Annotated in this window: 11 protein-coding genes and 1 tRNA gene; 7 read left to right on the forward strand and 5 right to left on the reverse strand. The window is 56.1% G+C overall.

Annotated features, from left to right (window positions below; translation table 11 throughout):
• Window positions 1-93: 93 nt before the first annotated feature.
• The 3 genes from KO499_RS02445 (at window position 94) to KO499_RS02455 (ending at window position 2,778) form a co-directional block, all read left to right on the forward strand.
• Window positions 94-639: a hypothetical protein gene (locus KO499_RS02445; protein ID WP_215982132.1), complete on the forward strand. Its 546-nt coding sequence runs from the start codon at window positions 94-96 to the stop codon at window positions 637-639.
• Entirely contained in the window at window positions 639-1,826 is a 1,188-nt protein-coding gene (locus KO499_RS02450) for an iron-containing alcohol dehydrogenase (protein WP_215982221.1), read from the forward strand. Before KO499_RS02445 ends, KO499_RS02450 begins: the two co-directional genes overlap by 1 nt.
• Before the next feature lie 169 nt (window positions 1,827-1,995).
• Window positions 1,996-2,778, forward strand: coding sequence for a substrate-binding periplasmic protein (locus KO499_RS02455; protein ID WP_215982133.1), 783 nt, complete (start codon window positions 1,996-1,998; stop codon window positions 2,776-2,778).
• Window positions 2,779-2,785: 7 nt separating this feature from the next.
• Here the strand turns inward: KO499_RS02455 and KO499_RS02460 are convergent, their stop codons facing one another.
• Together KO499_RS02460 and KO499_RS02465 are read right to left on the reverse strand one after the other, a co-directional pair.
• Window positions 2,786-5,272 (reverse strand): ABC transporter permease, encoded by a 2,487-nt coding sequence (locus KO499_RS02460; RefSeq protein WP_215982134.1) that lies wholly within the window; start codon window positions 5,270-5,272, stop codon window positions 2,786-2,788.
• The gene (locus KO499_RS02465) at window positions 5,272-5,991 is read right to left on the reverse strand and encodes an ABC transporter ATP-binding protein (RefSeq protein WP_215982222.1); all 720 of its coding nucleotides are present in this window, start codon (window positions 5,989-5,991) and stop codon (window positions 5,272-5,274) included. The genes KO499_RS02460 and KO499_RS02465 overlap by 1 nt, the downstream gene beginning before the upstream one ends.
• Window positions 5,992-6,054: 63 nt before the next feature.
• On the opposite strand from KO499_RS02465, the gene KO499_RS02470 reads away from it, so the two are divergent.
• Window positions 6,055-6,684 carry an arylesterase gene (locus tag KO499_RS02470; protein WP_215982135.1) on the forward strand — a complete coding sequence of 210 codons (630 nt, stop codon included), beginning with the start codon at window positions 6,055-6,057 and terminating at the stop codon, window positions 6,682-6,684.
• Between the two features lie 7 nt (window positions 6,685-6,691).
• On the opposite strand, the gene KO499_RS02475 is transcribed toward KO499_RS02470, so the two are convergent.
• The gene (locus KO499_RS02475) at window positions 6,692-7,561 is read right to left on the reverse strand and encodes a YheT family hydrolase (RefSeq protein ID WP_228339727.1); all 870 of its coding nucleotides are present in this window, start codon (window positions 7,559-7,561) and stop codon (window positions 6,692-6,694) included.
• A gap of 168 nt (window positions 7,562-7,729) precedes the next feature.
• On the opposite strand from KO499_RS02475, the gene KO499_RS02480 reads away from it, so the two are divergent.
• Window positions 7,730-7,805, forward strand: a tRNA-Asn gene (locus KO499_RS02480).
• 56 nt (window positions 7,806-7,861) lie between these two features.
• Here the strand turns inward: KO499_RS02480 and KO499_RS02485 are convergent.
• Window positions 7,862-9,151, reverse strand: a complete 1,290-nt coding sequence (locus tag KO499_RS02485) for a M18 family aminopeptidase (protein WP_215982137.1) — start codon at window positions 9,149-9,151, stop codon at window positions 7,862-7,864.
• A 121-nt stretch (window positions 9,152-9,272) separates the two neighbouring features.
• Here KO499_RS02485 and KO499_RS02490 point away from each other — a divergent pair, with 121 nt between their 5' ends.
• Complete coding sequence (locus KO499_RS02490) at window positions 9,273-9,761, forward strand: hypothetical protein (RefSeq protein WP_215982138.1); 489 nt, start codon at window positions 9,273-9,275, stop codon at window positions 9,759-9,761.
• A gap of 104 nt (window positions 9,762-9,865) precedes the next feature.
• Window positions 9,866-10,474 carry a porin family protein gene (locus KO499_RS02495; RefSeq protein ID WP_215982139.1) on the forward strand — a complete coding sequence of 203 codons (609 nt, stop codon included), beginning with the start codon at window positions 9,866-9,868 and terminating at the stop codon, window positions 10,472-10,474.
• A 41-nt stretch (window positions 10,475-10,515) separates the two neighbouring features.
• Here the strand turns inward: KO499_RS02495 and rlmKL are convergent, their stop codons facing one another.
• Window positions 10,516-12,690 carry a bifunctional 23S rRNA (guanine(2069)-N(7))-methyltransferase RlmK/23S rRNA (guanine(2445)-N(2))-methyltransferase RlmL gene (gene rlmKL / locus KO499_RS02500; RefSeq protein WP_215982140.1) on the reverse strand — a complete coding sequence of 725 codons (2,175 nt, stop codon included), beginning with the start codon at window positions 12,688-12,690 and terminating at the stop codon, window positions 10,516-10,518.
• Between the last annotated feature and the right edge of the window lie 137 nt (window positions 12,691-12,827).

Here is a 12,827-nt window from a genome sequence, read left to right on the forward strand (position 1 = left end):
GCAGAGACCGGCATCTTCTGTGATCGTCTCCATTGACTTTTAGAGCATTAACTCTAAAAATCAGATGACATCAACAACGATTGGATGACGGACATGTTAGCGAAACGTATCCAGCCCATGGCCTTCCATGCGCGACGTCTGTATGTGGGGCTGATGTTCCAGGTGATGGGGCGAGCCCTGCAGGCAGTGAGCGAGGTAGACGAACAAGTTCAGAACGAAGCCAGGGTTCTGCCAGATGGTTTTCTTTTTGAAATGATGGTGATGCCAGACGGCTCAAAGCTGATTGTGGAGCACACCGGCCAGGGGCGTTTCCGCTACCACGGCGACAGCGCGCCCCGTCCTGTGGACCTCTCGATTCAGTTCAAACACATTGCCCATGCGTTTCTGGTGCTGTCATTCCAGGAAAAGACATCGGTGGCCTTTGCCAGTGACCGCATGCTGGTGGATGGCGACATCAGTTATGCCGTGCGGATGACCCGGATTCTGAACCGCCTTGAGTCCTTCATTCTGCCCAAACTGATCGCCCAGCGTGCCGTGAAGGAATACCCGGCAGACCTGCACCTGCCGGAAAAACTGATCAGCGCCGCACGCATCTACCTGAAAGTTGCTACCAATTTCGTCGAGACAGCGAGACCATGATGACCAACAAATACTATGAGTTTTTCTGCCCGGTAAAAGTAATTGCCGGCAAGGCCGCCCTTGAGCATATTCCTTACGAGCTCAGCGGAGTGGGCGCCAGGCGACCAATGATTGTGACGGACAAGGGCGTGCGTGCCGCTGGATTACTGGAACCCGTTATTGCGGCCTGTGAGGAAAGCGGGCTGGAAATCGTGACCATCTACGATGACGTACCCCCGGATTCATCGACCACAGTGGTGCGTGATATCGCCGGCATCTACCGTCAGGAAAAGTGTGACTCCATCATCGCCATTGGTGGTGGTTCAGCTATCGATACTGGTAAGGCCGTCAATATTCTGGTTTCCGAGGGTGGCGAAGACATCGCCAAATACAGTGGCGCCGGCGTGATCAAGCATCCCCTGAAACCGTTCTTCGTGGTTCCGACAACGGCCGGCACCGGCTCGGAAGTCACCTCCGTTGCGGTGATTACCGATGAGGCCAAGGGCGTCAAGCTGCCCTTCACCTCATCGTTCCTGCTGCCGAACGCGGCCATCATTGATCCACGCATGACTCTCACCCTTCCCCCCCATATCACCGCAGCAACGGCTATGGACGCCTTGACCCATGCAACCGAAGCTTTTACCTGCATGGCAAAGAACCCCCTGAGCGATGCCTATGCCACTGCGGCCATCAAAAAGATCAGCCAGTCACTGCTGAAAGTCATGGACAATCCGAAAGACGTAGACGGCCGACTTGAACTGGCTCAGGCATCTACAATGGCTGGCATTGCCTTCTCGAACAGCATGGTAGGTCTGGTGCATGCGCTTGGACACGCAACAGGCGCTATCTGCCACCTCCCCCACGGCCTTTGCATGAGCCTTTACCTGCCCTATGTCCTGGACTACAACCTGGAGACTATCCGTGAGCCTCTGGGCGAGTTGCTGCTCTACCTGGAAGGCCCGGAAGTCTACGCAGCTACGCCGGCAAGCCGCCGCGCAGAAACGACCATTTCCGCCATCCGCAAACTCCGGGATGCTCTTCACAAACGGTGTCAGCTACCGCGCACGCTGAAGGAAACCGGCAAGGTAACCGAAGTACAGATGGACCAGATCGCTGAGATGGCTCTTGACGACGGATCTATCATGTTCAATCCGAAAGAGGTGACGCTCGAGGATGCCCGAGCCGTTCTGAGACGCGCCTGGGCCTGACCTGAGAGCCAGGGCCCCGTCTCCGGGGCCTTCAATCTGGCTTTCGAGAAATCCGGATTCACTTCATTGAACATGGTTATTTAAAAGAGGACAATCAAAGAGTACTGGCACGAATGTTAGCCGGGTTCACGCATCACCTACAGTTCTGTTTCGTAAAGAGTTCCTTCGTATGCAAAACAGACACTTCCTCCGTACGCCCACAGTTCTGAGTACCCTGTTACTTGTTCTGGTATTCCTGTCCTTTCCCACCGCAGGCTCCCAGGACAGTCTTCAGGGAAAACAGGTTTTCCGCTTCAACATTTCTCCCAATGGCTACCCTCCCTACCTGATTGTTGATCAGAACGAACCTGCTGGCATCATGTGGGATGTAGTGTCAGCTGTAACCAAGCGGTTGGGTTACAAGGTGGTGGCGGAGCAGATTCCACGTAAGCGGGTTGATAAGCTGCTTCTGAAGGAGTACATCGACGGCACACCCAGAGCACGGGAATGGGCGAAAGACCCCGAACAATTCCTGTTTACCGACCCTGTGGTGCAGATCGAAGAGGTGCTATTTATGCCGGCACAATCGGCATTTACCTACAACAGCCCTGAGGACCTGACTTCGAAAACCGTCGTTACTCATCTTGGCTACCATTACCCGGTGCTCGAACCCTATTTTGAGGAAGGCAGTATTCACCGTTTCGATGTTGCCCGGGACAGGGATATGTTCACCTTTTTACTCCATGGTGACCGTTTCGACGCTGCTATCGCTGACCGGCTGGTAGGCCAATGGATTCTGCGCAACGAAGGGCTCCGGCAGCAATTTGCAATAACGAGCAAAGGCATCAGCAACTTCGGGTTCCGGCTGATGCTGCGAGAAGAGTGGCAATCCTTTGCCAAAGAGTTCAATGAAGAGCTGGCGAAGATGAAAAAGAATGGCGAGCTGGACGCCATTCTGGCCAATTACCGATAACCCAGGTCTATTCCAGGCGTCGCAATAACAGCATGGGCGACACATTGAGCACAGGGCGCAACTGCCAACGTCCAAACAGGGCCAGAACAACGGCACTGATCACCGGGATAGGCAGCACGACGTGCCAATGCCACTGGAACGTCCCTTCGAACATTCGGAACTGAAGCGCCCAGACGGCGGCTTCACCGGCAATTACACCCAACACTCCCGCAAAGCCCCCCAGCAATGCGAATTCCAGCATCGTGCTACGTACCAGAAGGCTCTGCCGACCACCCAGGGTTCTGAGCAGCGCGCCTTCCCGTTGCCGGTCCTGGAGCGTGGCACTTACCACCGCAGCCATCACCACGAGCGCCGCAGCCAGAATCAGCGCAAGAATCGCCTCAATGGCCTGGGTCACTTGCCGGACAATCTCCTGGATTCGCTCAATAATATTGTCTATTTCCAGCACGGAGACCGTCGGGAACTGCCTGGAAAACTCATTCAACGCCTCTTTCCTGTCTGAGGGCAGGTAAAAGCTGGTAATCCAAGTAGCCGGCATATCACTCAGGCCACCTTCCGGCGGGAAAGCCATATAGAAATTCGGCTTCATGCTGTCCCACTGAACCGTGCGGATACTGGTGACAGTTTCGGTGACCTTCTCCGAACCTATGGTGAACGTCAATCTGTCCCCCAACACCAGCCCAAGTTTTCCCGCCAGCTCGGCTTCAACGGAAACCCCTTCCCGCTGGTCGTCATCAAACCAGGTACCCTCAACAATCCGGTTATCCTCCGGCATCGTCGACATCCAGGTGAGGTTCAACTCGCGGTTAAGCGCGTTAACTCTCTCATCCTTACTGACAGCTTCCTTCACAGGCTTACCGTTCAGCTCGGTGAGGCGCCCGCGAACCATCGGGTACAGTTGATCCAGCGGCTGACCACGCGCCTCCCAGAACGCATCAACCTCCGCGACAGCGTCCGGCGCTATGTTGATCAGAAAATGGTTTGGAGCATCGTCAGGCAACTGGGCCTGCCAATCTGTTAATAAAGAGGTCCGGACCAGAATCAGCGTGGCCGCCAGCATCAACGTCATTGCAAACACCGCAATTTGCGACAGACTCGCCCGGCGATGCCGGTACAGGCCTACCAGCGCAAGGCGCCAGGCGTTTCCGCCACCCCGGACTTTCCTCAAGGTGGCCACCAATAACCAACCGATCAGGCCCAGCGCGCCGAGCAGCAATGCAAGCCCGCCCAGGAGAGAGACCACAAGCGCCAGTTCACCAGCGTACATCCAGACCAGACCGAAAACCGCCACGATGGCTATCATCATGTCCGGCAATGCCTCACGACCGGTTTCACCGGGTTGGCTACGCAACACTCGCATCGCAGGAACGCGACGAAGGCGGCGCACAGGCGGATAGGCAAAGGCAAACAGTGAAACCAGTGCGGTCAGCAACGCAGGCACCAGAGCAGAAGGGTCCAGCTGGAAATCCACCGGACGCTCCAGCACTTCACTCAACATACGCACCAGCAACCAGTAAAGCGGAATGGCCACCAGAAGACCGCCAATAATCCCGGTCGCCCCCCAGAGCGCCAGGCGCCTGAGGTAGAGACCCCCGATGCCGGCTCCGGTGAGGCCGAGCGTTTTGAGCAGTGCCACGGTATCCCGCTGAGACAAGGCGTATTGTCGACTTGCCACCGCCACCGCTACAGCGGCAAGCAGGACCGCCAGGCTGCCACCAAGCAACAGGAATCGTTCGGCACGCTGCAGGGATCGGGAGAAGGTCTCCCCATCGCGTACACCCTCCCATTCATGGCTCGGCTCAAGTTGTGGCTGCAACCATTGGTAGTAAGCCTCAAGCGATGCTTCTTCACCGGCGAACAGATAGACATACTCAACCCGGCTGCCCTCCTGGACGACCCCGGTTGAGGCCACATCGTCCACGTGCATCATTACACGCGGCGCCAGGGCCGAGAGCCGGAACCCACCGTCGGGCTCACGAATGAGCAGACCGGAAACCGTCAAATTGAGATTACCAACTTCCAGTGAATCTCCGATCTCAAGATCCAGGAGCCGCAAAAGGCGCGGATTGACCCAGACTTCGCCGGGCCCGGGCCCCTGTTTGACCTGCTCCCTGGTGGCGTCAGAATCCCGCTGGATTTCGATATCGCCCCGCAGCGGATATTCGTTGCTCACCGCCTTGACTGACACCAACTGGAAGTTGTCTGCACCAAACACCATGGTGGAGAACTCAACCATTCGACCGGTTTCCAGACCTCGATCGGATGCTTCCTGCAACCAGGCCCCGGGAATCGGACGGCCGTTTTCCGCTTCCAGCTGCCGATCTGCAGCCAGAAACGAGCTGGCAGAAGACACCAGAGTACGCTGTAACTGGCTGGCGAACAGTGCGATGGTGGCAACGGTAGCTACGGCGATGATCAGGGCAGCCAGAACAACGCGAACATCCCGCTCTCGCCAATCCCGGCGAACCGACATCAGTTTTTTTGCAGCAGCCATCAGTGCGCCATCTCCTGTTCGGCTTCCGGTTCGGTAAGAACGCCGGCTTCGATGTGAAATTGGCGGTTGCAGCGGGCTGCCAGCTGCTCATCATGGGTCACCATCACCAGGGTGGTGCCCTGCTCCCGGTTCAGAGCCATCAGAAGGTCGGAGACCGCCTGGCCGGTGCGATTGTCCAGGTTGCCCGTGGGCTCATCTGCGAACAGGATCAGTGGATCCGAGGCAAATGCCCTGGCGATGGCAACCCGCTGTTGCTCACCGCCGGAAAGCTGACGGGGTGTGTGGGTCAGGCGCTGGCCCAGGCCGACCCGCTCCAGAAGCTCCCGCGCCCTATTCTCAGGTGACGCCATACCGGCAAGCTCCAGCGGTAACATCACATTTTCCAGTGCTGTGAGTGCCGGCAAGAGCTGGAAGGACTGAAAAACAAATCCTACCCTGTGGGCCCGAAGTTTCGCCCGCTCATCCTCGCTGAGCTTGCTGATCACCGATCCATCCAGCTCAACCGTTCCATCGCTCGGGGTATCAAGACCTGCCAACAGGCCCAGCAGCGTTGTTTTACCCGACCCGGAACGCCCGACAATGGCTACGGACTCTCCGCGATTGATTTCGAGGTTGACCCCCTGCAAGATCGTCAGCGTATCGGTTTCAACACTGACGCGGTGAGTCAGGTTATTTACCCGTAACATTGGGCTTCGGCTATCCGGGTTAACATTAGTCATCTGATTCACGGAATCTCCCTGTCCTGGGTCCTGAAAGCGGTTTAAAAGGTGTATTGGTTCTCTATGCATACGGCATTGGTATACGTCAGATCAATTCTATTTCTCGGGTTTGCGCTGCTATCGCTGCCAGCGATGGCCAGTCAGAACACGCTGCTGATTATCGGTGACAGTCTCAGTGCTGCCTATGGGGTCCCCTCCGAAACGGCCTGGGTACAGTTGCTGCGCAATCGCTTGCAAAGCAATGGTCTCGAGGGCTGGGCCGTGGTCAATGCCAGTATCAGCGGAGAGACCACCGATGGCGGGGCCCGCCGCTTACCGGAACTGCTTGAGGAAAACGACCCGGAAGTGGTTGTAATCGAACTGGGTGGCAATGACGGCCTTCGTGGTTTTCCACCCAATGTCATTGAATCCAATCTCGCCTCCATGATTGAAAAGGTTCAGGGTTCAGGCGCCCGCGCGATCCTTGTTGGCATGCAGATACCTCCCAATTACGGACAGAGATACACAGAAATGTTCGCCAACATCTACCCGAAACTGTCAGACCGCTACAACACCGATCTGGTTCCCTTCTTTCTGGACGGCATCTACAACCAGGACAACCTGATGCAGGACGACGGTATTCATCCCACGGAAGAAGCCCAGGTCAGGCTCCTGGATAACGTCTGGCCGGTAATACGTCCGATACTTCAGTAAGCCAGGTTCAGTTTATCTGCTGAAGAAAAGCCAGGGCTCGTCGCTCGGACCAGTAACACCCATCCCGGGCATGCTCGACAAACCCTACGTGGCCACCCCAGCGCGGAGCTTCCAGGCTCACGTGGGCACCCAGTTGTTGTCGAGATTCCGGAAAACACCGGGAAGACAGGAACGGATCATCGGCGGCATTGACCATCAGTGACGGCACCCGGATATCCTTCATCCTCGTCAGTGCCGAACATTGAGCCCAGTAATCCCGGGCATCACGAAAACCGTGCAACGGTGCCGTATATCGATCATCAAATTCATGAAACGTGCGGATGGCATCGAAGCCTGAAACATCAATCAGCTCCGGATAATGTTCCGCCTTCCCCTGCATCTTCACTTTAAGATCGCTCAGAAAACGCTGCATATAGATTTTGCGGCTGGGTAGCGCCAGCATATCGGCGCTGCCAGCCAGATCGCAGGGAACAGAATAGGCAACCGCGCCGCAGATCCGGCTGTCTACCCGCTCGCTCTGCTCACCAAGATAGAGCAGAGTCAGGTTACCGCCCATGCTGAAACCCGACATAAACACGGTTTCGTAGTTGTCTGCCAGGCCCCGATTAACAACCAGAGCAAGATCTCCGGTAGCACCACTGTGGTAAAACCGGGGTTGCCGGTTCATCACGCCCCCGCAAGAGCGGAAATTCCAGGCCAGAACATCCCATCCCTCCCGCAACAGGGCACGGGTAAGACCGAGCACATAGGGCCGTCGACTGTGACCTTCGAGACCGTGGGACACAATCGCCAGGCGACGACTGCCCTGCCGATACCAGTCCAGATGCAGTTCATCGTCATCTGGTGTGGCAATAACCTCAGTTTCCGGATCCACCATTGGCACTCTGCGAAACAGTGTCGGCCAGACGGACTGGACATGACCGTTACGTAGCCACGGCGGTGGGCGATAATGAAGGGTCCTGCTTTCGTACAATTTTTAACCTTTCATATCAGGGGGTTGACCCCGTAAATCAAAGCGCTTAATATGCGCGCCACTTGATGCTGTTCCCCGATAGCTCAGTTGGTAGAGCAACGGACTGTTAATCCGTTTGTCGCTGGTTCGAGCCCAGCTCGGGGAGCCACTTATTCCGAAGCGCCGCTGTTTCTTACGAACCAGCGGCGTTTTTCGTTTCAGGCGTCAGAAAATCTGCTTACGCTGCATGAATTCAGTCAGCACTCGAAAGAGCGTGAAGCCATCCTCGGCCCCAATCAGCTCACGTATGGAATGCATCCCGAACTGGGGCACCCCAATATCGAGTGTGGTGACGCCAAGGTTTCCCGCCGTCAGTGGTCCGATGGTACTGCCACAACCCATATCGCTTCGCACCACAAACGTCTGATGCGGCAGGCCCAACTCATCGCTGATATGGCGATACACACCGGCGGACCGGCTATTGGTAGCATAGCGCTGGTTGTGATTGACCTTGATGACCGGGCCCTGATTCAGAATCGGCCCGTGATTCTCATCGTGCTTGTCCATATAGTTCGGATGAACACCGTGGGCGTTATCCGCCGACACCATCATTGAGCGGGCAATGGCCCGTGCTTTACCCGCACCGACCCAGCGATCCAGAACCGCCGTCAGGAAAGGCCCCTGGGCACCCTCCGCCGACACACTGCCTACCTCTTCGTGATCGTTGCAGACCAACAACGCGGCTTCGTCGCCAGAGGTTTCCAGCAGCGACTGAAGTCCTATGTAACAACTGAGCAGGTTATCCAGGCGGGCCGAAGCAATGAAATCATCGCGCAGCCCCACAAATGAGGCCTCATGAGCATCGTAGAAACTCAGCTCGTAGCCCAGAACCTTGCGAATCTTGAGGCCCGATTCGGTTTCAATCTGGTGCGATAACAAATCTTCGAAGCTGGTGCTGTCGCTGTCAGGAACCTGCATCAAAACGGGCGGCAGGTCAGTCTGGGCATTGACTGTCCGGTTGCTGTTGGCCTCCCGGTCCAGGTGAATCGCAAGGCTGGGAATGAACGCCATCGGTTTGATGAAATCCACCAGGGTATCCCGCACCTTGCCGTCTTCATCCAGCACGGTCACCCGACCGGCAAGCGACAGATCCCGGTCAAACCAGGGATTCAGCAGAACACCGCCGTAAACCTCCACACCAAGCTGGAAAAAACCCTTGCGGCGAAGCTCTGGATTTGGCTTGACCTTCAGGCAGGGGCTATCTGTGTGCGCGCCCACCATGCGGATACCGGATGTGGTGACATCGTTCGTGCCCGAGCGAAACGCAACAATCGAAGACCCATTGCGGATAACGTAGTAGCCCTGATTACTCTCCAGCGACCAGTCTTCCCGCTCATCGAGTTCCTGAAACCCGGCCGCATGCAATCGTTGCTTCATGGCCTCCACCGCATGCCAGGGCGTTGGGGAAGTGTTCAGAAACTTCAATAAATCTTTGTTAAATTCAGCGTGTTCCATGATGTCCCTGATTGAAAGATAATTGCGACAACAGTATGGCACGAAGCCACAAAGCCTCATAATGGATGAACGCACATTCCCTGACACGGGACCACAAATCAACGACAACCGGGAGCTGAACGTGCCTGCACCGAAATTTCTCGACATCGAGTATTGCCAGACCGATGACGCCCTTTTTCCAACGGCCATGGCCTGGTCACTTGAAGACGGCAGGATGAAAACGGTCGTGATTGCCCCTTCCGACGACTGGCTTCCAGACGACGGCGATTTGGGGGACCTGGATCTCATGTATCTTGAAGAACAAGGCGTGCCACTGATCGAACTGGTCCGGGAACTGCACCAGGATCTGCCAGATCAGACAGTCTTTGTGGATGGACTGGATCCGGACGAAATCCTTGTTGACCTGATCTTTACCGCTGTAGCACAGGAAGCCCCCTTCGAGATTGCCCCCATCGGTGAGCTCATAACCGGCCTGGACAGCGAAACCCTGGAAGACCGTCGACGTCAACTTCTGTTCGAGGAAAGCCTGGAGCCGCAACTGCCTGAAAACGGCGTCTACGCCCTGCTTCTGATGGCCCGCGAGGAAGGTCTGTTCGACGAGGACCTGTAACCGGGTCAAATCGACACAGGGAAGTGTGACACGGGTCGACGTAACAAACGGTTACACAAGGCAGAATCAGCCCGTAGCCGCCCACGTCAGGAAGCCCGATAACAATGAACAAGGTTGTGCGAACACCCCTCGTCTTTTCACTAGTCCCTGCCCTTCTTATCGCCGCTCAGACCGCCATGGCTCAGGAGACGCCACGGGCAGACAAACACTACATCGGCCTGCTGGCAACCGTTTACAACCATCGCACCATCGGTGAAAGCACCACAGAAACTGCCTGGGGTTCCGGCGGGACCCTCGTCGTCGGTAGCCATATAACCGATCTGTTTCATGCCGAGTTGCGTGCTGGCGCCGGCCTCAAAGACGCTGACGTACCCAACAGCGACCTGAGCCTCACCGTTGACTACTTTGCGAGTTGGTACATGGGCCTGCACTACCCCATCACCAGCTACGCGAACCTCTACGGTCAGTTCGGCTTCTCCTACATTCACGGTGAAGGCGACATCAGCGATCCCGCAAACGATCGCAACAACGCCTACCTTGATTTCGAGGGCGATTTTCCGGATAGCGGCTTCAGCGTGAGTTGGCTGGCTGGCCTCGACTTTGCCGTGATGGACAACACATACCTGGTGCTTGAAGGCGGCAAGCTGTTTAAAGATACCGGTTCAGATGTGAACACATTCCAGTTCTCTGGCGGCGTGCGCTACGAATTCTGAACAGGCAGGAGAGATTGCCCCTCCTGCCTGTACGCTGATGCTCAGGCCTTGTGCCGAATGTGCCAGCACCGATGAATCCGCGAGTTCCGCTGAAAATCCTTATCCAGAGTATCCCGCGTAACCTCGGTAACCTCATACTCACTTTCCAGCGACTCATCCAACTTGAACCTCCGAAAATTATTGGAAAAAATCAGCAATCCATCGGAGCTCAGTCGCGCCATCGCCTGACGGACCAGCGTCGGATGGTCCTTCTGAATATCCAGCACGCCGGCCATACGGGCAGAATTCGAGAAGGTTGGCGGATCCATGAAAATCAGATCAAACCGCTGATCCATTGTCTTGCGATCCGCCAACCAGGCCAGACAGTCTGCCTGTTCGACCCGATGCTTCTTCGGATCAGCGCCGTTCAGGGCAAGATTGTCCTCTGCCCAACCAACATAGGTTTTCGACATATCCAGGCTCAGTGAGCGGCTGGCACCTCCCACCACGGCATGCACAGTGGCCGCACCGGTATAACAGAACAGATTCAGGAAACGTTGGTTCGCCGAATTCTGCTGAATCCACTGGCGCACCGGCCGATGATCCAGAAACAGACCGGTATCCAGATAATCTTTCAGGTTCACCTTGAGCACACAACCATGTTCGTGAACCTTGAAAAACTCGCCACTGACAGCTTGTTTCTCATACTGATTGGTGCCTGTCTGACGCTGACGCTGCTTGCAGACCAGGTTCTCCCTATCGATCCCCAGAGCTTCAGGGATGACAGCCAGCGCTTCCGCAAGTCGCTCCCGCGCCGATCGCTCGTCCACCGATTTAGGGGCCGCGTACTCCTGGATATGTACCCTCTCTTCATACATATCGATGGCCAGAGCGAACTCCGGCATATCCGCGTCATAAAGGCGGTAACAGCCAATCCCCTGCTTTCTCGCCCACTGACCGATCGTCTTCATGTTTTTCTTCAATCGGTTACGAAGCATGGCAGCGCGTTCATCATTGGCAATTCTGGGGGTGACCTCTCCGGGAATATCTGGCCCTCGTGGTGTCCTGGCACTGGCTTCATTGATTTCGAAGAGCAACAACTGAGCGGGCAGCTTGCCATTGAACAGGCGATACTGCTTGTTGCTGCGCAAACCGATGGATTTACCGAATTCAGGCGCCCCCGTAAAGACACCCAGTCGCCAGCCGGATACCACGCGTTTCACGGCATCACCCAGTGCCTGATAAAGAGCCCCCAACTCTTTGCGCTCACTCAGCCGTTCACCGTACGGCGGGTTGGTCAACACAAGTCCCTGTTGCGCCCACTCACCGTCCAGCTGCAGATCGTCAACAGCGCGCGTCTCAACATGAAGAATGCTGTCCAGTCCGGCCCGCTGAATATTTTTCCAGGCTGTCGCTATAACCCGACTGTCCTGATCAAATCCTGCCAACCTGGGAATGCGTTTCTGCTTACCCTCATGGGCACGACGCTCCGCTTCCTGGCGCAGAGACAGCCACAGATCCGGCTGGTGGCCGGGCCATTGCTCAAAACCGAATCGCTCCTGCTTGCGCCCGGGCGCCATGTCCAATGCCATCATGGCAGCCTCGATCACCAGGGTGCCGGAGCCACACATGGGATCTACAAAGTCACCGCCAGCTGCGGCAATTTCAGGCCAGCCGGCCCGCATCAGAAGAGCAGCAGCGAGGTTCTCTTTCAGAGGCGCGAGACCCTGGTCGGTCCGATAGCCACGCATGTGCAGGCTGTGACCGCTTAGATCAATCCCTAACGACAAACGCCCCCGGTTAAGACGAGCCGACACAATCACATCAGGATTCTTTGCATCCACCGAAGGCCGTGGACCACCGTTCGCCTGAAAGCGATCAACAATGCCATCCTTGACGCGCTGAGCCCCGTACTGGGTGTTTCGAATGGCTTCATTCTGACCAAGGAATGTGACCCGGAAACTGCCATGCACCGGAATGTGCTGCTGCCAGTCCATGTGAACAACCCCGTCGTAGAGCTGATCGCCGCTGTTGGCATCCACTTCATCAATATGAAGGATCACACGGTTAGCCAGGCGTGACCACAGGCAAGCCCGATAACCACCCTCCAGAGAGCCTTCCACCCAGACACCGGCCGGCGCATTGCGCACGGTTTCCAGACCGAACGTACTGAGCTCGTCCGCCAGAAGGTATTCCACTCCCTTCGGGCAGGTTACGAAAAAGACAGATTTGGACAAAGGTAACTCCTGGTTCGTCAGCGACTTTTGGTAAGTTTCCGGAATAACGGCTGTTCCCGGAATGGCTGCAATTCTTTTAGTTCACATAACTATAAAAAAAGCGTCATTTAGATGAAATAATTAGTGTACATCGGCTC

It is taken from the genome of Marinobacter sp. F3R08 (assembly GCF_018860425.1).
Classification (GTDB): domain Bacteria; phylum Pseudomonadota; class Gammaproteobacteria; order Pseudomonadales; family Oleiphilaceae; genus Marinobacter.